At 71.0% G+C, this 25330-nt stretch carries 21 protein-coding genes; 14 read left to right on the top strand and 7 right to left on the bottom strand.

From position 1 onward, the window contains the following. Positions 1–130: 130 nt before the first annotated feature. Positions 131–1741 (bottom strand): phytoene desaturase family protein, encoded by a 1611-nt coding sequence (gene crtI, locus ACYVLQ_RS14660; RefSeq protein WP_460697997.1) that lies wholly within the window; start codon positions 1739–1741, stop codon positions 131–133. Positions 1742–1820: 79 nt separating this feature from the next. Next, entirely contained in the window at positions 1821–2930 is a 1110-nt protein-coding gene (locus tag ACYVLQ_RS14655) for a polyprenyl synthetase family protein (protein WP_460697996.1), read from the bottom strand. Between the two features lie 258 nt (positions 2931–3188). Between ACYVLQ_RS14655 and ACYVLQ_RS14650 the strand changes: the two genes are divergently transcribed. Both ACYVLQ_RS14650 and ACYVLQ_RS14645 read left to right on the top strand, forming a co-directional pair. Continuing rightward, positions 3189–4187: a methylenetetrahydrofolate reductase gene (locus ACYVLQ_RS14650; protein WP_460697995.1), complete on the top strand. Its 999-nt coding sequence runs from the start codon at positions 3189–3191 to the stop codon at positions 4185–4187. An 85-nt stretch (positions 4188–4272) separates the two neighbouring features. Further along, positions 4273–4983, top strand: coding sequence for a hypothetical protein (locus ACYVLQ_RS14645; protein ID WP_460697994.1), 711 nt, complete (start codon positions 4273–4275; stop codon positions 4981–4983). A gap of 427 nt (positions 4984–5410) precedes the next feature. Here ACYVLQ_RS14645 and ACYVLQ_RS14640 read toward each other — a convergent pair whose 3' ends face one another. From ACYVLQ_RS14640 to ACYVLQ_RS14620, 5 genes are all read right to left on the bottom strand, one after another. Further along, positions 5411–6664, bottom strand: coding sequence for a glycosyltransferase family 2 protein (locus ACYVLQ_RS14640; protein WP_460697993.1), 1254 nt, complete (start codon positions 6662–6664; stop codon positions 5411–5413). Positions 6665–6932: 268 nt separating this feature from the next. Then, positions 6933–7679 carry an LppM family (lipo)protein gene (locus tag ACYVLQ_RS14635; RefSeq protein ID WP_460697992.1) on the bottom strand — a complete coding sequence of 249 codons (747 nt, stop codon included), beginning with the start codon at positions 7677–7679 and terminating at the stop codon, positions 6933–6935. 119 nt (positions 7680–7798) lie between these two features. After that, positions 7799–8572, bottom strand: a complete 774-nt coding sequence (locus ACYVLQ_RS14630) for a carotenoid biosynthesis protein (RefSeq protein ID WP_460698263.1) — start codon at positions 8570–8572, stop codon at positions 7799–7801. Next, the gene (locus ACYVLQ_RS14625; protein WP_460697991.1) at positions 8572–10149 is read right to left on the bottom strand and encodes a phytoene desaturase family protein; all 1578 of its coding nucleotides are present in this window, start codon (positions 10147–10149) and stop codon (positions 8572–8574) included. The genes ACYVLQ_RS14630 and ACYVLQ_RS14625 overlap by 1 nt, the downstream gene beginning before the upstream one ends. 34 nt (positions 10150–10183) lie before the next feature. Continuing rightward, positions 10184–10804: a GNAT family N-acetyltransferase gene (locus ACYVLQ_RS14620; RefSeq protein WP_460697990.1), complete on the bottom strand. Its 621-nt coding sequence runs from the start codon at positions 10802–10804 to the stop codon at positions 10184–10186. Between the two features lie 189 nt (positions 10805–10993). Between ACYVLQ_RS14620 and ACYVLQ_RS14615 the strand changes: the two genes are divergently transcribed. From ACYVLQ_RS14615 to ACYVLQ_RS14560, 12 genes are all read left to right on the top strand, one after another. Continuing rightward, complete coding sequence (locus ACYVLQ_RS14615) at positions 10994–11434, top strand: SAV_6107 family HEPN domain-containing protein (protein ID WP_460697989.1); 441 nt, start codon at positions 10994–10996, stop codon at positions 11432–11434. 124 nt (positions 11435–11558) lie between these two features. Continuing rightward, on the top strand, positions 11559–11993 hold the full coding sequence (locus ACYVLQ_RS14610; protein ID WP_460697988.1) for a DUF3040 domain-containing protein: 435 nt from the start codon (positions 11559–11561) through the stop codon (positions 11991–11993). Between the two features lie 392 nt (positions 11994–12385). After that, on the top strand, positions 12386–12817 hold the full coding sequence (gene mraZ / locus ACYVLQ_RS14605) for a division/cell wall cluster transcriptional repressor MraZ (protein ID WP_068033060.1): 432 nt from the start codon (positions 12386–12388) through the stop codon (positions 12815–12817). Between the two features lie 135 nt (positions 12818–12952). Beyond that, positions 12953–13939, top strand: a complete 987-nt coding sequence (gene rsmH / locus ACYVLQ_RS14600) for a 16S rRNA (cytosine(1402)-N(4))-methyltransferase RsmH (protein ID WP_460698262.1) — start codon at positions 12953–12955, stop codon at positions 13937–13939. A gap of 106 nt (positions 13940–14045) precedes the next feature. Beyond that, positions 14046–14888: a hypothetical protein gene (locus ACYVLQ_RS14595; RefSeq protein ID WP_460697987.1), complete on the top strand. Its 843-nt coding sequence runs from the start codon at positions 14046–14048 to the stop codon at positions 14886–14888. Next, a complete protein-coding gene (locus tag ACYVLQ_RS14590; RefSeq protein ID WP_460697986.1) occupies positions 14885–16768 on the top strand; it encodes a peptidoglycan D,D-transpeptidase FtsI family protein in 1884 nt (627 codons plus the stop codon). Before ACYVLQ_RS14595 ends, ACYVLQ_RS14590 begins: the two co-directional genes overlap by 4 nt. Positions 16769–16928: 160 nt before the next feature. Next, positions 16929–18515 carry a UDP-N-acetylmuramoyl-L-alanyl-D-glutamate--2,6-diaminopimelate ligase gene (locus ACYVLQ_RS14585; protein WP_460697985.1) on the top strand — a complete coding sequence of 529 codons (1587 nt, stop codon included), beginning with the start codon at positions 16929–16931 and terminating at the stop codon, positions 18513–18515. Further along, on the top strand, positions 18512–20026 hold the full coding sequence (locus ACYVLQ_RS14580; RefSeq protein ID WP_460697984.1) for a UDP-N-acetylmuramoyl-tripeptide--D-alanyl-D-alanine ligase: 1515 nt from the start codon (positions 18512–18514) through the stop codon (positions 20024–20026). The genes ACYVLQ_RS14585 and ACYVLQ_RS14580 overlap by 4 nt, the downstream gene beginning before the upstream one ends. After that, entirely contained in the window at positions 20023–21099 is a 1077-nt protein-coding gene (gene mraY / locus ACYVLQ_RS14575) for a phospho-N-acetylmuramoyl-pentapeptide-transferase (RefSeq protein WP_460697983.1), read from the top strand. Before ACYVLQ_RS14580 ends, mraY begins: the two co-directional genes overlap by 4 nt. A gap of 47 nt (positions 21100–21146) precedes the next feature. Beyond that, positions 21147–22595 (top strand): UDP-N-acetylmuramoyl-L-alanine--D-glutamate ligase, encoded by a 1449-nt coding sequence (murD, locus tag ACYVLQ_RS14570; RefSeq protein WP_460698261.1) that lies wholly within the window; start codon positions 21147–21149, stop codon positions 22593–22595. Beyond that, positions 22592–24076 (top strand): putative lipid II flippase FtsW, encoded by a 1485-nt coding sequence (gene ftsW / locus ACYVLQ_RS14565; protein ID WP_460697982.1) that lies wholly within the window; start codon positions 22592–22594, stop codon positions 24074–24076. Before murD ends, ftsW begins: the two co-directional genes overlap by 4 nt. 98 nt (positions 24077–24174) lie before the next feature. Beyond that, complete coding sequence (locus ACYVLQ_RS14560) at positions 24175–25266, top strand: UDP-N-acetylglucosamine--N-acetylmuramyl-(pentapeptide) pyrophosphoryl-undecaprenol N-acetylglucosamine transferase (protein WP_460698260.1); 1092 nt, start codon at positions 24175–24177, stop codon at positions 25264–25266. Positions 25267–25330: the final 64 nt, after the last annotated feature.

The following is a 25330-nucleotide window of genomic DNA, read 5'->3' as shown; positions in this document are numbered from 1 at the left end:
ATGATTGGGGCCGCTACGGTGGCGGTATCTGGTTCGGGGGTAGGCATAGGTCGTAGGGTCCCCCCGGAAATCGGTGCGGTCGGAACCGCTGTCAACAGGTCGCCGCTAGTTTAATTGGTTGCCGGAAACACTAGCGCGTCGGTTCGTAGGGATCATGCCCCGGCATGTCGAAGATCGCATGACGAACCGGTGCGATCCGGGTGTCGGGCGGTCGGCGGTCACGCGGCTCGCCGGTGATGCGTTGCGCCGCCAGCTTTCCCGACAGCAGCGTCGTCGGAACCCCTACTCCCGGCGTGGTGCCGCACCCGGCCAGTACGACGTTCTCGGCGGTGCGGGGCAGGTTGCGGGTGCGGAACGGGCCGGTCTGGCGGAACAGGTGTGCCGCAGAGAACGGGGTGCCTGCCAGCATGCCCTGGTCGCGCCAGGTCTGCGGGGTGTCGAGATGACCGACGGTGAAATGCTCGGCGATACCGCGATAGCCGCGCCGCTCCAGTACCGCCAGCAGTTCGCTCATGTAGGCGGGCCCCAGATGTGTCCAATTCAACGGCGCCGCATCGAGATTCGGGCACGGTGCCAGGAGCGAGAGGGGCTCGTGGCGGCCGCTCGGGCGATCGACGAACAGGGCGCGGTCGGTGAGCGCGGGCCGGGTCAGCAGCAGCGACGGATCGCTCATGGTGCGGCCGCGGCCCGGTCGCGTGGCGATCTCGGCGAACGTGCGGTCCCAGGCGGCGCCGAAGTCGATGGTGTGGTGCGCCTGCACCGGCCAGGCGGCCGCCACCGCCGCCGGGATCGTTCCGTGCGCGACGACCGCCGAGGGCGCGGCCCGCAACGGGCGTCGCCGGGGGAGGCCGAATCGGTCCAGGGAGGCCAGGTCGGCGGTGAGGACGACCGCATCGCAGTCGTAGGCCCGGCCGTCGGCGGTGCGCACGCGGCGGGCCCGGCCCTCGGCGTAGTCGACGCCGGTGACCTCGGTGTTCAGTTCCAGGGTGCCGCCCGCGGCGGTCAGGGCGGCGGCCATCGCGGCCGGGACCGCGCGCATGCCGCCTTCGGGGAAGTAGACGCCCAGGCAGGTGTCCATATGCGGGATGGCGCCGTACACGGCGAGCGCCTGCCCCGGTGCCAGGCCCGCGTAGAGCGCCTGGAAGGTGAACAACCGGGCCAGCCTGCGGTCGTGCAGTATGCGGCCGACCCGCGGCCCGAGCCGTCCGAACGCGCCCAGCCGGACCAGCTCGGTCAGCGCGGCCCGCTTCGCCGGGATCCGGACCATATCCAGTGGCGAGTCGAAGTTGGTGTCCATGAACTGGCCGTAGGCGGCGCCGTAGACGCGGCCGAGCCAGTCGCGCAACTGCCGGTAGCGTCCGGCCTCGGCGGTCCCGCAGGCGCGGGCCACCTCCGCGGCCATCGCGTCCGGGTCGTCGAAGACGTCGATGGTGGAATCGTCGGCGAAGCGCGCGCGATAGGCGGGGGCGAGCCGGTGGATCCGCAGCCCCTGCGCGGCCGCGCCGGTCCCGACCGCACCCAGCGCCTCATCGATCAGCCCCGGCAGCGTGAGAACCGTTGCCCCGGAATCTATCTCGTAATCCGCCCCGCGATAGACCCCAACCCGCCCGCCAGGATGGTCGGCCCGCTCGAGCAGAGTGACATCGCGCCCGGCCCCGATCAAATGCAGCGCCGCGGACAGCCCGGACAACCCGGCCCCGACCACCACAACCCGATCCGTCGGCCCCTCGAGAGTTCTCACGTCCGCGCTCCCACCCCGAGACCACCAAAGAGTGCCCCGTCACCGTTTATGGTCGGCACGATCGGCCGCTGCCTCGGGGTCATGCGACGCGTCTGGTGGCGGCGAGGGCCATGGCGCGTAGGCGTTGTTTTGCCTCCGGGGCGGCGGAGCTGGTGTCCAGGGCGGCCAGGCCCCGGTCGGTGAGGTCGGTGATGCGGCGCTCCACCTCGTCGACGGCGCCGAGGTCGGTGATGAGCGTGCGCAGGTGGGTGACCTCGCCGGGGGTCAGGTCGGTGCCGAGGGAGGTGCGCAGCAGGTTCGCGGCGGCGGGGGCGGTGGCGTCCGCGCGGCGCAGCGCCTCGGCGACCAGGACGGTGCGTTTGCCCTCGCGCAGGTCGTCGCCCGAGGGTTTGCCGGTGATCTCGGGATCGCCGAAGACGCCGAGCAGATCGTCGCGCAGTTGGAAGGCGATGCCGATATCGGTGCCGAATTCGCGGTAGGCCGCCACCAGGTCCGCCCCCGCGTCGGCCAGGGCCGCACCCAGGTGCAGGGGCCGCTCGATCGTGTACGCCGCCGTCTTGTAGCGGTTGATGCGCAGCGCCGCCTCCACCGAATCGTCGGCGCCCGCCTCCCCGTGGATATCGAGCAGCTGCCCGCCCATGACCTCGGTGCGCATCGCTGCCCACACGGGGCCGAAGCGGGTGCGGGCGGCCGGTTCCAGGCCCGCGGCGGCCACCATATCGTCGGCCCACGCCAGCGCCAGATCGCCGACCAGCACACCCACGCTGATTCCGAAATGCGCCGCGTCGCCGGTCCATTCGCGGTCGCGGTGGCGCCGTTCGAAGTCCACGTGCACGGTGGGGAAGCCGCGCCGGGTGCGCGAGGAGTCGATGATGTCGTCGTGGATCAGCGCGCACGCCTGCACCAGCTCCAAAGCGGCGCAGGCCCGCAGCACGGCCGGGGCCTCGGGGCCCTCGGGGTCGCCGCCCGCGCCGACCCAGCCGGTCCAGGCGAAGGACGGACGGGTGCGCTTGCCCCCGCGCAGTACGAAATCCTCGAGTTCGGCGACAACGTCCACGACGACCGGGCCGAGTTCGGCGACCAGCTCACGCCGCGAGGCGAAGAAGTCGGTGAGTGTGCTCTCCACGGCCGCTACCAGGGCGGCGCCGGCCGGAGTCGGCCGTGTCGGGGTGCCCGATCCGGCGGCCATTGCAACCTCCCAAGGTGGTCCGACGCGTCGGCAATCCGATCGTGCGCGGCGACATTTGGTCCGGGGCACCCAGCACACCCCGCATCGGAACCTTACCGACCTCCCGATTCGCCCCGCAGCCCACGTCCGATCGCCCCGCCCGCCCGCACCCCGCATCCATTCGCGCACCCCGTACAAGCGTCGCAGTGGGTGCGGGAACGAGTAGGGGGTGCGGGGCGGGCGGCGGTAGTGGGAGTGATTGCCAATTACACTGGGTCGGTGAGTTTCGACAACGTACGGGGACGATCGACCCCTGGCCGACCTTCCCGGACGCCTCGGGTTTCCGGAACTCCGTCCATCGTGGGGCAGCTGGTCAGGCGGCCCGAGGGGACTATCCCGTTCTCCGTGGAGTTCAACCCGCCGCGCGATGCCGCCGCCGAGGCGCGGCTGTGGCGGGCGGCGCGCGAGTTCGAGCGCATGCATCCGGCCTTCGTCTCCATGACCTACGGCGCGGGCGGGTCGACCCGCGACCGCACCGCGCGGGTGACGGGGCAGCTGGCCCGCGAGACCACGCTGCTGACCGTGGCGCATCTCACCGCGGTCGAGCACAGCGTCGCCGAACTGCGTTCGATCGTCGGCACCTACGCCGACGCCGGTATCCGCAATCTGCTGGTGCTGCGCGGCGATCCGCCGGGGGATCCGCTCGGGGAGTGGCGCAAACACCCCGAGGGGCTGGAGTACGCCGAGGACTTGGTGCGCATGGTGCGCGGGCTCGGCGACTTCCACGTCGGCGTGGCGTCGTTCCCGCAGGGGCACCACCGCTCCCCGGATCTCGACCAGGACACCGCCTACCTGTGCGCGAAACTGCGTGCGGGCGCGGAGTATTCGATCACCCAGATGTTCTTCGACGTGGACGACTATCTGCGCCTGCGGGACCGGGTGGTGGCCTGCGACCCGGTGGAGGGCGCCAAGCCGATCATCCCGGAGCTGATGCCGATCACCTCGCTGCGCACGGTGCAGCGGGCCGAGGAACTGTCGGGTCGACCGCTGCCCGCGCGGCTCATGCAGCGGCTGGAGAAGGCCGCCGGGAACGATCCGGCGGCCAACCGGAACGCGGTGCGCGCCGTCGGCATCGAGATCGCCACCGAGATCGGGCAGCGGCTGATCGACGAGGGCGCCCCCGGCCTGCACTTCATCACGCTCAACTTCGCCAAGGCCACCACCGAGGTGCTGATCAATCTCGGCTATACGGTGACGGCCACGCCGGTGAGCGCCTGATCGGCGTTTCGCGACCGATAGCGGGGGTTGTGCTGCCTGAGCGGAGTACCGTCTCGTCTCGACCGTGACGACGAGGAGTACTCCGATGGCCGTGTTGCGCAGTCTGGTCCGTGTTTCCGCCGCGGTGGGCGCGTGCGTCGCACTGGCCTGCGTCGGTTCGGCCATGGCGGCGGCGGTGCCGCCCGGCCCGGAGGCCGCCATCGCCGCGGCCGGTCGCGCCGACACCGCGGCGCCGGGCGATTTGCTGACCGCCTACCAGACCGCGGTGCAGAGCCTGCAGCAGCTGGGCGTGCAGCCGTTTCTGTACCCGTCGGCGTCGGCGCTGTGCCATGACGGCACCACCATGGGCCTGGTGCCCGCGCTGGCGGGGGCGCTGCCCGACCCCTGGCCGAAGACGACGGTGTCGATGCCCGGCCTGGACCTGTCGGCGGTGAAGAAGGGCCAGACGATGTTCGCGTTCGTGCCCTACGGGCTGGGCTCGGACGGCGCCGATACGTCGGGTATGCAGGTAGCGTGGCTGAACACCGGCACCGGCCGGGGCGGATTCGCCGCGATGAACCCGCTGTCGCAGGTGGTACGGGCGATGGTGCCGCCGGAGGTGCCCGCCGGGATCCGCCCGCTGGCCGAGCAGGCCGTGCAGAACTTCTTCGACGCCGCCCTCCCGACCGGCGGCGTCCGAGCGGTCCCGGTGAACACCGGATCCGGCACCGTGCTGGCGGCGGTCTTCGGCTCGGTCCGCAACGGCAACCGCACCTGCTTCTTCTTGCCGACAGTGGGTATCGTCCCGGTGCCCTGAGCGCCGGTATCGCCTGCGCCACAGCGACGTTCGGCCGGACGCCGCGGCCGTGTGACCCGCCATGCTCAGGGACTCGCCCGGTCATCGGACCCCCGCCGGCGCCCCGCGCGGCGCCCACCCGTTACTCCGGCATGCTTTTGGCCGGAATCTTGCTATGGATCCCGGCCAAAAGCACGCCGGGATGACGGTGGTGTGGCATGCCGGGTGATGGTGGTGTCGTATGCCGGGTGATGGTGGTGTTGCATGCTGGGATGACGGTGGTGACGTATGCCGGGTGATGGTGGTGTCGCATGCTGGGATGACGGTGGTGACGTATGCCGGGTGATGGTGGTGTTGCACGCCGGGGTGATGGTGGTGTTGCATGCCGGGGTGATGGTGGTGTTGCACGTCCGGGTGATGGTGGTGACGCATCGGTTCGTTGGGGCGGTTATATGGCGCGGGCGGGGAGGGAACGGCCTTTCCAGATCAGTGAGCCGGTGTGGTGGAGGCGGTGGGAGCGCAGGGACAGGCGCAGGTAGGTGGCGACGGAGAGCGGATGTGCCACGGCGGCAACGATATCCGCGGGGCGCGGGGCGCCGCCGGACTCCAGCGTGCGGGCCAGCAGTCGTCCCGTGACCGCGCAGGCGTACCCGGCTCGTCCGATGTGCCGGGTGCGGCCGTGGGCGAACAGCGCCGCCAGCGGGGGACCCCAGAACGCCAGGGCCGCCGCCGCGCCGACGGCCGCGCTGCCCGCGGCCGATCCGTAGGCGGACCACAGCCAGCGGGTGTATCCCGCCTCGAGGGCCGCTGCGCTCCGATACATCCGGGTGGTGGCGACATGCCCCGCGGCCACCAGCACCGTCCGGTGTCCGGCGCGCCGCAGCGCCCGCGCCAGCGCCAGGTCCTCCGTGACCTGCGCGGCGACGGCAGTATGCCCGCCCACGGCGCGATAGGTGGCGGCATCGAAGACCAGGAACTGTCCGCACGACACCGCGGTCGACGGCCGCAGACTGTGGTTGGTCAGGCGGATCGGCAGCGTCGCCGCCCAGGACCAGCACAGCAGCGGCTGCACCAGGGCCTCGGCCACCGATCCGGCGCGCTGATACGGCCAGGGCGACACCAATCCGGCACGGGCCCTGCGCAATTCGCCCACCGCGGCCGCGATCGCGCCCGGCGCGAGCCGCACGTCGGCGTCGAGGAAGATCAGCACACCGGTGGGGGCGTCACCGGAATCGGCGGCGACCCCGGCGATTTCGGCGAGCCGCGCGCATGCGGCGTTCTTCCCGGTCCAGCCCGGTGAAGGTTCGGATTCGGCCGCGATCACCGTGAAACGTTCGTCGCCACCGACCGCGTGTACGGCCGCGGCATAGGTCCCGTCGCCGGAACGGTCATCGAGAATCAGCACCCGCATTCGCGAAACCCCGTGCTGCGCGCGCAGATCCGCGATCAGGTCGGGCAGCCGCGCGGCCTCGTCGCGCGCCGGAACGCACACCGTCACGGGCTCGATCACCGTGGTCGGCACCGGATCCAGCTGCCGGATCGTCGCCCTGTTGACCGCCGCCAGCACGGCGCCGGCGCCCGCGACGGCGGTGCCACCGGCGACCAGTCCGCGGACCGCGAAGCCCTTGTCGCGCACCCGCGGCGGGCGCGAGAACGCGGAGCGAATCCGCCGATCCGTCGCTTCCTCACGTGTTCTCTTCATGCGGGGTCCAGACTGCCACACGCCGTGACAGCTGTCTCGCGCGTTATGGGCGTACTTCCGCATTCGCTGCGGTCGTGCGTGGGCTGGTGTCGTTGTGCTGACGGGCGTATCTCCGCATTCGCTGCGGTCGTGCGTGGGCTGGTGTCGTTGTGCCGACGGGCCTATCTCCGCGTTCCTGCCGGCCGTGCGTGGGCTGGTGACGGTTGTGGCGATGGGCGTATCAGCGCCGTGCGTGGGCTGGTGGCGCGTTGTGGTCGGCTGCGCTCGTTCAGGTGCGTTGGCGCGGGCGGGGCGCGGGCGGTGGCGGGGTGGGGTTGCGGTTGACGTAGGCGAGCACCGCGACGATGGCGGCGACGGCGAGGGTGATGCCGCCGACGATTCCGGCCCAGCCCGCGAACGAGCGGGTGTTGGGGTCGGCGTACTTCACCTCGGCCCGGACGGTGCTCACATCGCCGGGCGGCAGTTTCCAGGACACGATCGAATCGCCCTCGCGGGTGCCGTTGGTGGTGGCCACCCGGTTGGGAAAGGCGACGGTGAACTGCACGTCCGAGCCCTGCGGCGGCACATTGCGCAGATCCACCCGACCGCTGAGGGTGACCAGATCGCCGGTGCGGTTGAACGACAGGTTGAACATCCCCTGCGTCTGGTCCGACAGCTGGCCCAGCTGCTGCACCTCGCCGAAGGTGAGATCATCGAAGTAGACCTGGCTGCCGGTGTATCCGTCCTGCGTGTACGGCTCCACTCGCACCTTGCTCGACAGCGACTCGGGCGCCTTGAGTTCCGGCCCCTTGTCCTTGTCGTTGGCGGGCACCGCCGCCGCGACAATGCGCCCCGACACCCGGTCGTTCGACGACACGCCCATCGATACCTGCAGCCGCAGGCAGCCCGCCAGTAGTGGCGTCAGCAACGCCGCCAGCACGACGAGGGACCAGGCACGATGGCGGCGCCGGCGGGGCGCGGTCACGCTCGTGCCGTTGGGCTTCGGGGTTGTCGGACTCGGCTGCACGGCACACATCGTGCCATGACACGCCGGACCTCCCGGCATGCGACGGGCCGGGAGACGATGCCGCGCCGTCGTTCCGGTGTACGCGACTCCGCATCACCTCGCAATTCCGGTGCGCCCTCGGCCGGAATCTACCGATGGACCCTGGCTGAAGCGCGCCGGGGGCGGAACATGGTTGCCAGCGCGGGAACTCCGAGGATGCTCAGGACGAGGAAGCCGTAGGTGGCGGAGGCGGGGAGGTGGAGGAAGGCCGCGTGGGCGAGGGTGGAGCCGAGCCAGGTCCAGAGGAAGACGGCGATCGGGACGGTGTCGGTGCTGGATGTGGCGCGGCCGCGGGCGAGGAGTTCCAACAGTGTGGCCATGAGGGCGGCGAGGGCGAACCAGCCGAGGTAGTTGGTGTACGGGATCTCCGGCAGGCCGGGCAGTCCCGGCGCGGCGGCGCACCAGCTCCATTGGCCGTCGGCGACCATCTGCGGATCCAGGAACAGATCCCAGCCGACCGCGCCCACAGCCGTCATCGGAATGCGCAGGCGGGCACGGGAATACAGCCGCCCGGCGACCACCCAGACCGGATACAGCCCGCCGGTCCAGGCCAGCGGCACCACCAGCGGCACGCCCGCGAGCTCCGGCCCCAGCCGCCCGGACGCGTAGTCGTAGCACCCGAACGGGAATCCGGCGGCGGTGCCGAGGATTTCGGCGGCCAGCCCGAGCCCGGACACGATCAGCACGAACCCGGCGGCGAAGCGCGGCCCGCGGGTGGTCCCGGCGTGCGCGAGCGCCGTCGCCGCGGACAGCACCACGACCAGGACCGTGACCCGGTCCCGCCCGGCCCCCTCGGTGAGCGGGTACGCGATCTGCGCCAGCACCAGCGCGACCGCAGTGACCGCCGGCAGCCGCCGAGCGATCATCGCCGTCCGAGCCGGGGCCGCCGCAGATCGCGCAGCACCAGGTGGGCGGCGCTGCGGCCGCTCGCTCCCGAGACGCCACCGCCGGGATGGGTGGAGGCGCCGGTCAGATACAGCCCCGAAGCGCCCGGGACCCGCTGCCCGGACAGTTCCGGCACCGGCCGCCACAGGAACATCTGATCTAGGGACATCTCCACGTGCATCACGTTGCCGCCGATCAACCCCAGCTCCCGCTCCAGATCCGCCGGGGTCTGCACGAATCGCCGCCGCACCGAATCGGCGAAACCCGGTGCGAGGGAATCGACCTCGGCGATGATGCGATCGCCTTCCCGCGCGGCGTGCGCACTCCAGTCGGAACCGTCGCCGAGCCGGTAGGGGTGCCACTGCGACCACAGCGACAGCTGATGCTGCCCGGCGGGTGCGATCGACGGGTCCAGGGCGCTGAAGCTCATCGCGAGCACCACCGGCCGCGGTGGCAGCGCACCGGCGAGCGCGGCGCCGTGCGCGAGCCGCAACCGGCTCCGATCGGTGACCAGCAATTGCAGCCCGTGCGCGGATTCGGCGGTCGCGGCGCCCGGATAGCGGGGCAGCGCGTCGGTGGCCGCCCGCACCACCATGCCGATGCCGGGCCCGACCCGGATGCGCCGCCGCCAGTCGTCCAGCGTGGCCGGATCGAATCCGCCGCGGCCCAGTAGGTCCAGCGTGGTCAGGATGTGGGTGCCCGCGACCACGGTGCGCGCCGGCAGATTTCGTCCCGATGCCGTGCGCACTCGCCACCCGTCCCCGGCGCGCCGCAGCTCGGTGACCGCGTCACCGGCCGAGACCGTGCCGCCGTCGGCGCGCAGTCGGGCGACCAGGGCCGCGGTGAGCGCGCCGCTGCCGCCGACCGCGCGCCCGGGCGGGAGCGTGTGCATGAGCGCGGCGAACCCGACCATCGGCGCCGTGGCGGGCTCCGACATCGGCGGTCCCGACTGCGCGCCGAACCAGGCGAGCGCGGCCTTCAGCGGTTCGTCGTCGAAGTAGCTGTCCAGCAGGGCATCTCCGGACTGCAGGAATTCCCGCGACAGGGCGGCGCCGCCCGCCCGGGCGTCCAGCCCCCAGAACGACCGCAGCAAGCGGCCGGGCCTCGGCGGCCCGGAGAACGCCCGCATCACCCGCCGCGCGCGCGGACCCCACACCCGGACGAAGCGCCGGTACGCCTCGGCGTCACGGCCGCCGCACGCGGCCTGGATCGATGCGCAAGTAGCGTCGAGGTCGCGGTGGAACACGATGGGCGCCCGATCGGTGCTCGCCGGTGCCGGGGCGAATCCCCAAGGGTCGCAGTCGATATAGCGCAGCCCGAACCGCGCCAGCTCCAGTTCCTCGATGATCCCGGTGTGCCGGATCATGATGTGCGCCGACGAGCCGCGGTCGACCAGGTGGCCCGGAAACCGTTCCACCGTCGACACCGCGCCCCCGAGCACCTCGTCGCGTTCGAGCACCTCCACCGCATGCCCCGCCCGGGCGAGGTAGCAGGCGGCGACCAGCGCGTTATGGCCCGAGCCGACGACTACAACGGGCCGCGGCGGCCCGCTCACGGCATCGCCTCGCCACCGTGCGGGAAAGGCCCCTTCACAGAGTTTCCAGCGGCAGCCGCCGACCCAGCACCGCGAACCTCCTGGTATCGCCGGAGAAGACGAAATGCCTGACCACGTCGGTGAATCCCTGCCGTCGATACAGCCGCCAGGCGCGGTTGGCCTCGCGATCGACCTCCGGCGTGGACAGTAGCGCCGCGGCCTCCGGCCGATCCCGCAGCAGCCGGACCAGCAGCGTCTCGCCGATCCCGCGCCCCTGCGCCGCGGGGTGCACGTGCAGCTCGGTGAGTTCGAAATAGTTCGACAGCAGTTCCTGCGCGGCGTGTTCGGGCCAGCCGGAGCGGCGCATCCCGTTGTGGACCTGTTGATGCCACCACTGGTGCTGCGCGCCGCGGTAGCCGTAGGCGATCGCGACGATCGGCGCGGTGCGCAGGTCGAATTCGCCGGTGTCGTCGGGGAGCACGGCCGCCACCGCCTGCCAGCCCGGCCGCGTGGTGTGCTCGGTCCACATGGGCGCGCGGTGGTGTTCGGTGCCGCGCGGATAGTCCATGGCCGCCACGTACACCGCCAGCGCGTCGTGCAGCCGGGCGCGTAGTGCGGCGACCGACAGGTCGACGACGACGGGGGCGGGGGTGGGGTGCGGTCTGAGGGCGGTCATGTCAGGACGGCGTGGCTCTCGTTCGACGCGGTGGCCGCACTCGGACGCGGGGACGAGCGCGGGGCGGAAGTTTGTCGGTGGTCGTCTCTATATTCACACTCAATTGAAACGTTCGAATACCTGTTCGGTCCGTCCGGTCGGCGATGTACTCGACGGGCCCGGGTATGCGAAGGGTGTGGAGGTGCCGCAATGGCTGGTCGGATCGGGAATCCGGGACGTTCCGGGCGGGCGGGTGGTCTGCTGGACCGCGCCGACGGACTGCTGCTGCAGTCGGCCGCCGAGGGGGATCCGCGCGAGCGGTTCCGGACCGCGTATCTGGCGGCGCTGCGTGGCGCGGGCGCGGTGCTGGCGCTCACCGGCGCCGACCGCGCGCCCCGGGCGCGTTCGCGCAACGCGTGGGTGCTGATGCAGCAGGCCGCGCCCGAGTTCGTGATGTGGGCCGACTACTTCAGTTCCTTCTCCGAGACCCGCGCGGCGATCGAGGCGGGCCTCGATCGCCCGGTCGACGCGCGACGCGCCGATGAGTTCGCTTCTCGGGTAGGAGCATTCCTGCACGATGTGGAAGACTTGATCAGTACGACGGCTCGATTGCGGCCGATGGAGGGCGGGCTTGCCGACGGCACGGCCTGAACATCGGCGAGTAGGTGGTAGCGCACTGATCGAACTCGTATCATTGGTGGCAGGTAGCCGCCAAGGTCGGCTACTTGTCGTCTACCCGGAGGCGACCACCACGACAAGTGCCGGGGGAGGTACCGTGCCACTCTCCGAGCACGAGCAGCGCATGCTCGAACAAATCGAGAGCGCGCTCTATGCTGAGGACCCCAAGTTCGCCTCGACCGTCCGTGGCGGACGCCTACGTTCGATCACCGGTAGACGCAGACTTCAGGCGGCGGCGCTGTTCGTCCTCGGCCTGGTTCTCCTCGTCGCGGGCATCGCCCTGCCCGTGAAGCCGGGCGGTTTTCCCATCATCAGTCTGTTCGGGTTCATCGTGATGTTCGGCGCGGGCGTGCTGCTGCTGATGGGTGGCTCGGGCCTGCCGGGCGCCGATCGCAAGGGCGAGGACGCGCAACCGGGCACCGGCGGTGTCCCGGGCGGCGGCGGTCCGAAGAGTAAACCGCGTAAGTCCGGAGGCGGCTTCGCCGCCCGCATGGAGGACCGGTTCAGGCGCCGGTTCGAAGAAGGCAACTAGAACCCGTCGATCTACCGCGACACGCCGTGCACAGCGCGGCGTGTCGTTTTGTTGTGCGGATCTCTTCCCGGGGTCGGTGGGTATCAGTCACCGCGGCCTTCCAGAACTCCCCACATCTCCCCACGGGCGCTCCCCACTCGGGCCGTCGAGCCGGTCCGATCTGCGAGTTTGCTGATGGTTGTCGGGTCGTCGGACGAATTTGCGGGATGCGTCGGGGGAACTCGGTGAAATCTCCCCGCCTGGGCGATAGCTGACGAGACCTGCGAAATCCGCCGCGCGATGACCGGGATCGCTGTGGCTTTCGATTGAAAGTGGGGGAAAGTGGGGTAATGTGGGACGCGCACTGATGGAGGCCGATCAGACGAGGTGATCCAGCAGGAGGTGTCGAGACGGTGTTTCTCGGTACCTACACGCCTCGGCTGGATGACAAGGGGCGACTGACGTTGCCGGCGAAGTTTCGGGACGAACTGGCGGGAGGGTTGATGGTCACGAAGGGTCAGGACCACAGCCTTGCCGTGTACCCCAAGGAGGAATTCACCGCGCTCGCGCGGCGGGCCTCCGCGGCATCCCGAAGCAACCCGCAGGCACGGGCTTTCGTCCGGGCCCTGGCGGCCTCCACCGATGAGCAACGTCCGGACGGGCAGGGCCGGATCACGCTGTCGGTCGAACACCGCCGCTACGCGAGCCTGACGAAGGACTGCGTGGTGATCGGCTCGGTCGACTTCCTCGAAATATGGGACAAGCAGGCGTGGGAGTCCTACCTCGCCGAAAACGAGGAGGATTACTCGCTGGCCAGAGACGAGTCGCTGGGCGGGATCTTCTAGCCCCGAGCGAGGCGAATGCCCCGCGGCCTCTGACCGACCCGGACCCTGACGTACTTCCCCAACGCCAGGTGCCGATGTCGGTCAGAGACCACGGGGCATTCACCACCACCGACGTGTCAGTCCAATCGCAGGCGGATCCGGGAGGTCGAGGTGAATCATGCGAACCCGACTCCCCGTCATGTTCCGGTCCTGCTGCGCCGAGCAGACGAAATCCTCGGTCCCGCACTGGCTTCCGGCGGCGTTATGGTCGATGCGACGCTCGGGCTGGGCGGCCACGCCGAGCACTTCCTGCGCACTTATCCGGAGATCCGCCTGATCGGGCTGGACCGCGACACCGCCGCGCTGCGGCTGGCGGGCGAGCGGCTGCGGCCGTTCGAGGACCGGATCACCCTGGTGCACACCCGATACGACGACATCGCCGACGCGCTGGCGACGGCCGGGCTGTCGGCCACCGGTTCGGTGCGGGCGATCCTCATGGATCTGGGCGTGTCGTCGATGCAGCTGGACGAGGCCGACCGCGGCTTCGCCTACTCCGTCGACGCGCCGCTGGACATGCGGATGGATCCCACCGCCGAACTCACCGCCGCCGACGTGCTCAACACCTACAGCCACGGCGAACTGGCCCGGGTGCTGAAGACCTACGGCGAGGAACGCTTCGCGGGTCGGATCGCGAGCGAGGTCCTCCGGCGCCGGCAGCAGCGCCCCTTCCGCACGAGCGCGCAGCTGGTGGAGCTGCTCTACGACGCGATTCCGGCCGCGACCCGGCGCACCGGCGGGCATCCCGCCAAGCGTGCCTTCCAGGCGCTGCGCGTGGAGGTCAACCGGGAGCTGGAGTCGCTCGAGGCCGCGCTACCCGCGGCGCTGGACGCGCTCGAGGTAGGCGGCCGACTCGTCGTCATGTCCTATCAATCGCTCGAGGACAAGGTCGTCAAGCAGCTGTTCGCGCAGCGGTCGGCGTCGCGCACGCCGCTGGACCTACCGGTCGAGTTGCCCGGTATGGGACCGGAATTCACGGTGCTGACCCGGGGGGCGGAGAAGGCATCGGACCAGGAGATCGAGGACAACCCGCGTGCCGCCCCGGTGCGGATGCGGGCCGTGGAACGGATTCAGGAGGCCGGATGAGTGCGGTGCGGACGGTAGCCCCGGAGCAGCTGACCTGCGGAACCACGCAGGGCCCCGGGAATGCCGCCGCACCACTCCGGTGCATCACAGTAGGGGAGGCAGAAAGATGAGCGTGCGCACACGGGTGGACGCACCGCGGCGGGCTGTGACGCCACGCCGGGACGAGCAGGCCGCGCCGCGGCGCGTGAAACAGGCCGAGCGGGTGAAATCCGGTGCGGCCCAGCGGGCTTACGCGCGCCGTCGCAACCGGGTCGAGGGTGGCGGCCCCTTGCCGCCGCTGCCGGGCCGCGCCGCCTCGGCGATGGCGGGACGGATTCCCTTCGTGGCGGGCATCATCGCGCTGCTGGCGTGCGGGCTGATCTTCACCCTGCTGCTCACCACCCGCGCCGCCGAGGACAGCTATCAGCTCGGCGATGCGCGGCGGATCAACCGCCAGCTCGGCGACGAGCGGGCGGCGCTGCAGCGCGAGGTCGAGGCCGCCGATTCGGCCCCCGACCTGGCCAACCGCGCCCGCGAACTGGGCATGATCCCGGCCAAGGACCCCTCCCGCCTGCTCATCGCCCCCGACGGGACGGTGACCGTGATCGGCAAGGAGACGCCCGAGCACGGCGCCCCGGCGCCGCCGCTGAACACCACCCCGGCGGCGCCCACCGCGGTGCCCCCGAAACCCGGTCGGTCGAGCGGCGAACGGCTGCTGCCGGTCACGAGCACCCCGGCGCCGGGCGCGAACCAGGCGGTGAGCAACCAGGCCGCGGGCGCGAATCAGATTCCGGCGGTGCAGCTTCCGGCCGGAACACCGAACCGGGCCGCCCGCCCCGACACCGGCCAACCCGTCCCGGCCGACCAGGCGCCGGGTGCGAATTCGGTTCCGGCAGGGCAGTTCCCTGCCGCAGCGCCGGACCGGTCGGCCCCGGAACAGGCTCCGTCGGCGGGTGAGGTGGTTCGATGAGTTCGGCGCGCGGACGCTCGACCTCCGCGCGGCGCGCTCCGGCGCGTCCGCGCAAACGAGCCAGACCCGGGACCGCGGCGGACGCCGCGCTCCGGCTCCGGTTCGGCGTCGGCCGGATCCTCATGCTGGTGGCGCTGCTCCTGGTCGCGGCCCAACTGCTCTGGGTGCAGACGATCGCCGCGCCGAAGCTGTCGGCGGAGGCGGCGAACCAGCGCACCGTGCATATCTCCGACGACGCGATGCGCGGTCCGATCACCGACCGGAACGGCAAGTCGCTGGCCTTCACCGTCGCCACCAAGGCGCTCACCTTTCAGCCGGTCGAGGTCCGCAAACAGCTGGCCGAGGCGCGCGCCAAGTCCGCGAAGGCCCCGGATCCCGATCAGCGGTTGCAGGCGATCGCGAAGATGATCCACGAGAAGCTCGGCAAGGACGGCCCGAAGGAATCGGACCTGCTGGGCATGATGCGCGGCGAGGACAAGTTCACCTACCTGGCCCGCAATGTCGATGCCCGCATCGCCTCCGAGATCAAGGAGAAGTTCCCCGAGGTCGGCACCGACCGCCAACCCAGCCGCATCTACCCGGGCGGCTCGTTGGCCGCCAACGTCATCGGCGCGACGGGCTGGGACGGTCACGGCGCGATCGGGCTGGAGTCCTCGATGGACTCGGAGCTGGCGGGTACCGACGGCTCGCACACCTACGATCAGGGTTCCGACGGCGCGGTGATCCCGGGCAGCGAGCGCGACCGCCAACCGGCCGTGAACGGTTCCGCGGTGGAGCTGACCCTGGATTCGGATCTGCAGTACTACGTGCAGCAGCAGGTGCAGCAGGCCAAGCAGCTGTCGGAAGCGAAGGACGCCTCCGCGGTGGTCCTGGACGCGCACACCGGCCAGGTGCTGGCGATGGCGAACGACAACACCTTCAATCCGCAGCTGGGCCCGAAGAACTGGGGCGCCCCGAATATGGGCAATCCGTCCGTCACCGACGCCTTCGAGCCGGGATCGGTGAACAAGGTGGTCACCGCGGCCTCGGCCATCGAGTACGGGCTGACCACCCCGGACGAGGTGCACCAGGTGCCCGGCGCCATCAGCATGGGCGGCGTCACCGTGAACGACGCCTGGCCGCACGGCGTCACCCCGTTCACCACCACCGGAATCTTCGGCAAATCCTCGAATGTCGGCACCCTGATGCTGTCCCAGCGCGTCGGCGAGGACCGGTACGCCGAGATGCTGAAGCGGTTCGGCCTCGGCCAGCGCACCGGTGTCGGCCTGCCCGGCGAGAGCGGCGGCGTGGTGCCCTCGCGCGATCAGTGGTCGGGTTCGACATTCGCGAATCTCCCCATCGGCCAGGGGCTTTCGATGACGCTGTTGCAGATGACCGGGATGTACCAGGCCATCGCCAACGACGGCGTGCGGATTCCGCCGCGCATCGTGAAGTCCGAGATCGGGCCGGACGGTGGCCGCACGGACGAGGAGCAGCCCGAGGGGGTGCGGGTGGTGAGCCCGCAGACCGCGCGGACCCTGCGCGACATGTTCCAGTCGGTGGTGCAGCAGGACCCGACGGGCGTGCAGCAGGGCACCGGGCCCTCCGGCGGTATCGAGGGCTACCAGATCGCGGGCAAGACCGGCACCGCGCAGCAGATCGACCAGGCCTGCCGCTGCTACTCCACCGACCGCTACTGGATCACCTTCGCCGGGATCGCCCCCGCCGACAATCCGCGCTATGTCGTCGGCATCATGCTGAACGCGCCGACCCGCAGCGCCGACGGCAGCGGCGGCCAGTCGGCGGCGCCACTGTTCCACAGCATCGCCTCGTGGGCGCTGCAGCGCGACCGCGTCCCGCCCTCCCCTCCGGCGAAACCGCTTGTCCTGCAGGCGATGTAACGGCTCCGACCGGTGGTTTTCGTGAAGGATACCGAGCCGGGCGGCTCCCAACCTGTATGCCAGGAACGCGCGGAGGCGGGCTGACGGTAACCTGACACGTCGATCCCAGTCCGTCACCGTGCGACGGCAGAACAGAACCGCATATACCGAGAGGAGCTTCGTGCCCGTGCAGCCCAGCCCGCAGGCGCTGCGCCCGGCGGCGCCGCCGTCGACCGCGCTGCGAAGGGTCGTCGAGCTCGCGGGCGCGCGCCCGAGCCGCGACGACCTCGACGACGTCGTGGTCACCGGCATCGAACAGCGGTCCCACGTCGTGCAACCCGGTGATCTGTTCGCCGGGCTGGCCGGTTCCCAGGCGCACGGCGCCCGGTTCGCCGCCGATGCCATCGAGCGGGGCGCGGTCGCGGTACTGACCGATCCGGCCGGCGCGGAGCTGATCGGCTCGGTCGCCGTGCCCGTGCTGGTTCGCGAGGACCCGCGCGCGGTGCTGGGGGAGCTGTCGGCCGCGATCTACGGCGATCCGTCGCAGCGGCTGCAGGTCATCGGGATCACCGGCACCTCCGGCAAGACCACGACGTCGTACCTGATCGAGGCCGGGCTGGCCGCGGCCGGACGGCGGACGGCGCTGATCGGCACCATCGAGACGCGCATCGGCGGACAGCGCGTGCCCAGCGCGCTGACCACCCCCGAGGCCCCGCAGCTGCACGCGATGTTCGCGCTGATGGTCGAGCAGGGCGTGCAGGACGTGGTGATGGAGGTGTCCAGCCACGCGCTGGCGCTGGGCCGCGTCGACGGCGTGCGGTTCGCGGTGGGCGCGTTCACCAATCTGTCGCAGGACCATCTCGACTTCCACGCCGACTTCGAGGACTACTTCGCCGCCAAGCGCCGCCTGTTCGAACCCGAATCGCCCGTCGCCGCCCAGAACTGCGTCATCTGCGTCGACGACGCGTGGGGCCGCCGCCTGGCGCGCGAGATCGGCGGCCGCACCCCCGTGCTGACGGTGGCGACCACCTCCAGCCCGACGGGCGAGGACGAACCGGACTGGACCGCGCTCGGTCCCTCCGCCGACGGCGGCGAGCAGACCTTCACCGCGGCCGGGCCGGAGGCGAAAGTCCAGGTGCGGCTGCGTCTTCCGGGCCGCTACAACATCGCCAACGGGCTGCTGGCGGTCGCGGTGTGCGCGGCGGCCGGCGCCGACGCGGCCACCGCCGCCGTGGCGCTGGCGCAGGTGGACGTGCCGGGCCGGATGCAGCGCGTGGACCGGGGGCAGGATTTCCTGGCTGTGGTGGACTACGCGCACAAACCGGCCGCGGTCGAATCGGTGATCGCGACCCTGCGCGAGTATGTGCGCGGTTCCGGTGGGCGGCTGGCCGTGGTGGTGGGCGCGGGCGGGGACCGGGACGCCGGTAAGCGGCCGCTGATGGGCGCGACCGCGGCCCGCGGTGCCGATCTGCTGATCATCACCGATGACAACCCGCGCAGCGAGGAGCCCGCGGCCATCCGCGAGGCGATCCGCGGCGGGGCGTTGGGGATCGCGGAGGCCGAGCGCGGCGAGGTCACCGAGATCGGTGATCGGGCGGCGGCAATCGCGGCCGCCGTGGACTGGGCACGGCCGGGTGACGTCGTGCTGGTGGCGGGGAAGGGGCACGAGACTGGGCAGGAGATTGCGGGTGTGAAGTATCCGTTCGATGACCGCGAGGTGCTGGCGGAGGCCCTCTCTCGGAAAGCGAAGGACCTGACGGTTTCATGATCGAGCTGACCCTGCGGGAGATCGCGGATATCGTCGGCGGCACGCTGCACGATGTTCCGGATCCCGCGGTGACCGTGACCGGCGCGGTCGAATTCGATTCGCGCCGTGTCGATCCCGGTGATCTGTTCCTGGCGCTGCCCGGTGAGCACGCCGACGGGCACGACTTCGCGGCGGGCGCGGTCGAGTCCGGTGCGGTGGCCGTGCTGGCGTCGCGGCCGGTGGGCGTTCCCGCGATCGTGGTGGCCCCGCTGCAGGCGCCACCGAGTCGCGCGATGGCGCTGGCCCACGACCGCGACGGTTCCGGCGCGGCCGTGCTGGCCGCGCTGGCGACGCTGGCGCGGGTGAATATCGAGCGGCTGGTGGCCGGTGGTCTCACCGTTGTCGGCGTCACCGGATCCTCCGGCAAGACCTCGACCAAGGATCTGCTGGCGAGCGTGTTGGCCCCGCTGGGCCCCGTGGTGGCCCCGCCGGGGTCGTTCAACAACGAGATCGGCCATCCGTGGACGGCGCTGCGCGCGAACTCCGATACCCGGTTCCTGGTGCTGGAACTGTCGGCGCGCGGGCCGGGACATATCAAGGCGCTCACCGAAATCGCGCCGCCCGGCATCGGTGTGGTGCTCAACGTCGGCACCGCGCACCTGGGCGAGTTCGGCAGCCGCGAGGCCATAGCCCAGGCCAAAGGTGAACTGGTGGAAGCGCTTCCGCCCTCCGGCGTCGCCGTACTCAATGCCGATGACCCCAACGTCGCGGCCATGGCGAGCCGGACCCGTGCCCGCGTGGTCACGGTGGGGCAGTCCGCCGGTGCGGATCTGCGTGCCACCGACGTCGTGCTCGACGATGCCGCCCGGGCTCGATTCACCTTGCACGCCAAGGGTTCCGTGTTCGATCGCGGTGCACGGGAACCGGCCGGGCGCCAGGAAAACGCCGCGGTCGAGATCCGGCTGGCCGTGCACGGCGAACATCAGGTCGGCAACGCATTGTCCGCGGCGGCGGTGGCGCTGGAATGCGGCGCGGACCTCGAGACGGTGGTGCGGGCGCTGTCGGATGCGCGGATCGCGTCGGCGCACCGCATGGACGTGCGCACCCGCACCGACGGCGTCACCGTCGTCAACGATTCCTACAACGCCAACCCGGATTCGGTGCGCGCGGCACTCAAGGCGCTGGTGAGCATGGCGAAGACCGGAGAGCGCCGCTCCTGGGCCGTGCTCGGCGAGATGGCCGAGCTGGGCGAGGAATCGGTGATCGAACACGACCGCATCGGCCGGTTGGCGGTGCGCCTGGACGTGGACCGGCTCATCGTCGTCGGCAGCGGACGTCCGGCCCACGCGCTGCACCAGGGTGCGGTCATGGAAGGGTCGTGGGGCGAGGAATCGGTTCTCGTGCCCGATATCGATGCCGCGATCGCGGTGCTGGACAACGAGATCGCGGCAGGTGATGTGGTGCTGGTGAAGGCGTCGAACTCCGTCGGGCTGTGGGCGGTCGCGCATCACCTCACGGAGGCGGCGGTATGAGACAGATTCTTTTCGCGGCGGCCATCGCGCTGGCGGTGTCGATCCTGTTGACGCCGCTGCTGATCACGATGTTCGCCAAGCGCGGCTTCGGCCAGGAGATCCGCATCGACGGCCCGGAGACCCACAAGGCCAAGCGCGGCACACCGGTGATGGGCGGCGTCGCGATCCTGGCGGGCCTGTGGGCCGGGTACTGGGGCTCGCACCTGATCGGCATCGGATACAAGGCCGAGGGGCCGACGGTGTCGGGCCTGCTGGTGCTGTCGCTGACGACGGCGCTGGGCGTGGTCGGCTTCATCGACGACTTCATCAAGCTGCGCAACAAGCGCAACCTGGGACTCACCGCCGCGGGCAAATACCTCGGGCAGCTCACGGCCGCCGTCATTTTCGGTGTGCTGGCGCTGCAGTTCCCGGGCGCGAACAAGCAGACACCGGCCAGCCGCCACCTGTCCTATGTCCGCGACATCACCACGGTGTCGATGGGGGTGATCATCTTCCTGGCGTTCGTCTGCCTGGTCGTGGTCGCCTGGTCGAACGCGGTGAACCTGACCGACGGCCTCGACGGGCTCGCGGCCGGGTCCATGAGCCTGGTGCTGGGCGCCTACGTGATCATCACCTTCTGGCAGTACCGCAACTCCTGTTCGGTGCATCCCGAGGCCGGGTGCTACAACGTGCGCGACCCCCTGGACCTGGCGTTGATCTGTGCCGCGGGCGCGGCCGCCTGCGTCGGATTCCTGTGGTGGAACGCGGCTCCGGCGAAGATCTTCATGGGCGACACCGGCTCGCTCGCGCTCGGCGGCCTGCTGGCCGGGCTGTCCATCCTGACCCGCACCGAACTGCTGATGATCGTGATCGGCGCGCTGTTCGTCGCCGAGACGGCGTCGGTGGTGCTGCAGGTGGCGGTGTTCCGGACCACGCGCAACCGATTGTTCAAGATGGCGCCGTTCCACCACCACTTCGAACTCAGCAAATGGGCCGAGACCACGGTGATCATCCGGTTCTGGTTACTCGCGGCCATAGCGTCGGCGGTGGGGCTGGGCCTGTTCTACAGCGAATACCTCTCTCAGGTCGGGTAGCAGCGATGGCCGAACACACACCGCGGGCCCTGCGATCACCGGGGCCCATGCTCGAATTCCTGCGCGGCCGTGACGTTCTCGTCGCGGGATGGGGGGTGTCGGGCCGCTCGCTGATCGAGCCGCTGCGTGATATCGGCGCCCGCCCGGTGGTCACCGACGCGGGCGAGAAGGCGATGGCCGAGGCGGCCGAACTGGGCTTGTCCACCGCTACCGGCGACGATCTGCTCGCGCCCGCCGCGTTGGACCGGTTCGCGCTGGTGATCACGAGCCCGGGCTGGCGGCCCGATTCGCCGGTGCTGGTCTCGGCGGTCACCGAGGGCATTCCGGTCTGGGGCGATGTCGAATTCGCCTGGTGGGTGGATCAGGCCCGGCTGTACGGCCCGGCGCGCAAGTGGCTGGTGGTCACGGGAACCAACGGCAAGACCACCACCACCCAGATGACCCACGCGATCCTGCGCGCGGCCGGGATCGCCAGCGTCGCCTGCGGCAATATCGGGCTGCCGATCCTGGATGCGCTGCGGCGCAATCCGGGTCCGCAGGTGCTGGCCGTCGAGCTGTCGTCGTTCCAGCTGCACTGGGCGCCGTCGGTGCGCCCGGAGGCCGGGGTCGTGCTCAACGTCGCCGAGGACCACCTGGACTGGCACGGCGGACTGGACGCCTACGCGGCGGCGAAGGCGCGCGCGCTGACGGGCCGCGTCGGGGTCGTCGGCCTGGACGATCCGGTGGCCGCCGCGCTGGCGCGAAAGTCCAAGGCGCGCCGCACCGTCGGCTTCCGGGTGGGCGTGCCCGCCGACGGCGAGCTCGGCGTGGTCGACGGCAAGTTGCTCGACCGCGCCTTCACCAAGGCCGCGATCCTCGCCGAGACCGCCGATATCAGCCCGTCCGGCCCGGCCGGGGTGGCCGACGCGCTGGCCGCGGCGGCGCTGACCCGATCCATCGACGTGGCACCGCAATTCGTGAAGGAAGGGCTGCAGGAGCACAAGGTCGGGCCGCATCGCGCGGCCCTGGTCCGGGAGCTGGCGGGGGTCGCCTTCGTCGACGACTCCAAGGCCACCAACCCACACGCGGCGCGGTCGTCGATCCTCGCGCACGCCCAGGTGGTCTGGCTCGCGGGCGGTCAGCTCAAGGGCGCGCATGTGGAGGACCTGGTCGAGGAGGTCGCCGACCGGCTGGTCGGCGCGGTGTTGTTCGGCCAGGACGCCCCGGTCGTCGCCACGGCCCTGGCGCGACACGCGCCCGATGTCCCCGTCGTGGAGCTCGGTTCGGGTGACGATGCAGTGATGGGTGCGGAACTCACGTCCGAAATCGATGGCGCGGACGCGGTGATGGCCAGGGCGGTGCGCATCGCCGCCGGGTACGCCCGCCGCGGAGATACGGTGCTGCTGGCCCCCGCCGCGGCCTCGCTGGACATGTTCGCCGACTACACCCACCGGGGACGCAGTTTCGTCGCGGCGGTGCAGGCGCTCGACGAAGGAGATATCGGGAGCCCGCAGTGACAAAACCGGCGCGCAAGCCCTCGGCGACCTGGTTCGGTGCCTGGCTGGCGCGCCCGCTGGCCGACTTCCATCTGGTGGTCACCATCGCGGCTCTGCTGACCACGCTCGGGCTGGTGATGGTGCTGTCGGCGTCCAGCGTCGAGTCCTACGCCGACGGCGGGTCGGCGTACAAGCTGTTCATCCAGCAGGCGTTGTTCGCGGCGATCGGCGCGGTGCTGTTCTATCTGGCGCTGCGCATGCCGCTGCGCCGTATCCGGCAGCTGTCGTTCCCGCTGTTCGCGGGCTCGATAGTGCTGTTGTTGCTGGTGCTGATCCCCGGCATCGGCTCGGAGGTACAGGGTTCGCGGCGCTGGTTCATGCTGGGCCCGCTGTCGGTGCAGCCGTCGGAGATCGTGAAGGTGACGCTGATCATCTGGGGCGCGCACCTGCTCGCCGCGCGGCGCTCGGAGCACGCGAACTACAAGGACATCATGGTGCCGCTGGTGCCCGCGGGCCTGGTGGCGTGTCTGCTGGTGGTGCTGCAGCCCAACCTGTCGACGACCATCGCGCTGGGTCTGATCCTGGCGGCGCTGCTGTGGTTCGGCGGCCTGCCGGTGCGGCTGTTCGTCACCATCGCGGTGTCGGGCATGGTCGCCGCGGGCGTACTGGCGCTGTCGGCGGGCTATCGCTCCGACCGCATGCGCGCGTTCTTCAACCCGGGCGACGACCCGCAGGGCATCGGCTATCAGGCGCGGCAGGCGCTGTTCTCGCTGGCCGACGGCGGCATCTGGGGCCGCGGGCTGGGGCAGAGCCGCGCGAAGTGGAGCTATCTGCCCAACGCGCACAACGACTTCATCTTCGCCATCATCGGCGAGGAGCTCGGATTCCTCGGCTGCGCACTGGTTCTCGGCCTGCTGGCGCTGTTCGCCTACACGGGGCTGCGCATCGCGAGCCGGTCGGTGGATCCGTTCCTGCGGCTGCTCGCCGCGACGGCGACGTTCTGGATCACCATGCAGGCTGTCATCAATATCGGCTACGTGGTGGGTCTGCTGCCGGTGACCGGCCTGCAGCTGCCGCTGGTGTCGGCGGGCGGCTCCTCGCTGGCGATCACGCTGCTGATGTTCGGCATCATCGCCAACGTGGCCCGGCACGAGCCGGAGGCGGTCTCCGCGCTGCACAACGGCCAGGACGGCCGGATGAGCCGATTGCTGCGGCTGCCCAAGCCCGAGACGTATTCGGCCGCCCGCGCCCAGGCCGCCCGCGGCCGTGCCGGGGTGCGTGCGGCACCGCAGCGCCGGGAGCTGCCGCGCACCGGCGGGTCGGCGCGGCGGGGTGGTTCCGAACCGCCCTCGCGCCGCTCGATAGATTCGGATTCGGCACGGCGCCGGGCCGCCGATCCCGGTCGGCGCGACAGCCGCAGCACCCGGTCCTGGCGCAGCACCAGGGCGTGGGAGCCGAACTATCCGATGACGCATGCGAGAGAACGAGGTAATTCGAGGTGACTGCATCCGAGGAGCGGCCCGGTACGGAAAGACCTGGGGGACGGGCGCTCTCGGTGATCGTCGCGGGCGGTGGCACCGCCGGACATATCGAACCCGCCATGGCCGTCGCCGATGCTCTGCGTCGATTGGATCCGTCGATCCGCATCACGGCGCTGGGCACCGAGCGCGGACTCGAGACCAGCCTGATCCCCGACCGCGGTTATCCGCTCGAACTGATTCCGCCGGTGCCGTTGCCGCGCAAGCCGAGCGGTGATCTGCTGCGGCTGCCCGGCCGGGTGCGCTCGGCCGTCGCGCGCACCCGGGCGGTGATCGACGCGGTGCAGGCCGATGTGATCGTCGGGTTCGGGGGATACGTGGCACTCCCGGCGTATCTGGCCGCGGGCCGCGGGGTTCGGGGCAGGCGACCGGTGCCGGTGGTGGTGCACGAGGCGAATGTGAAGGCGGGGATCGCGAACAAGGTGGGCGCGCGCCGCGCGGCCCGGGTGCTGGCCGCGGTGGCGAATTCGGGGGTGCGCGCGCCCGGTGCCGCCGACGCCGACATCGTGGGAATTCCGGTGCGCGAGACGATCGCGACCCTGGACCGGGCGGCCCTGCGCGCCGAGGCGCGCGCGCATTTCGGGCTGCCCGCCGAGGGCGCGGTGCTGCTGGTGTTCGGCGGTTCGCAGGGCGCGCGGCGGCTGAACGAGGCGGTGTCGGGGGCGGCCGCGCGGTTGCTGGCGGCCGGGATCTCGGTGCTGCACGCGCACGGCCCGAAGAACACCCTCGATCTCCCCGTGGGAATCGGGGCGGGGTCGAACAGCGCGGGCGAATCCGACGGTCCCGCGAAATACGTTGCCGTGCCCTATCTCTCGCGCATGGATCTGGCCTACGCCGCCACCGACGCCGCGGTGTGCCGCTCCGGCGCCATGACCGTCGCCGAGGTGTCGGCGGTCGGCCTGCCCGCGTTCTACGTGCCGCTGCCGCACGGCAACGGGGAGCAGGAGCTCAACGCCCGCCCCGTCGTGGCCCAGGGCGGTGGCAGAATTGTCCCGGATTCGGAACTGACCGAGAAGTACGTGATCGACGAGGTGATTCCGCTGCTCACCGACCCGGTGCGGCTGTCGAAGATGGCGGTGGCGGCTGCGGGTGCGGGCCACCGCGAGGCGGCCGACGCGGTGGCGCGGATCGTGGTGGAGGTGGCTGGCCGGTGACAGCGGAAAACGAGTCGAGCGAGGCGAAGACGTCGCCCGACGAGCGCACCCAGCCCTTTCGCGA

This window comes from Nocardia thraciensis (genome assembly GCF_054782435.1).
This window is presented reverse-complemented; position numbering and strand designations above follow the sequence as displayed.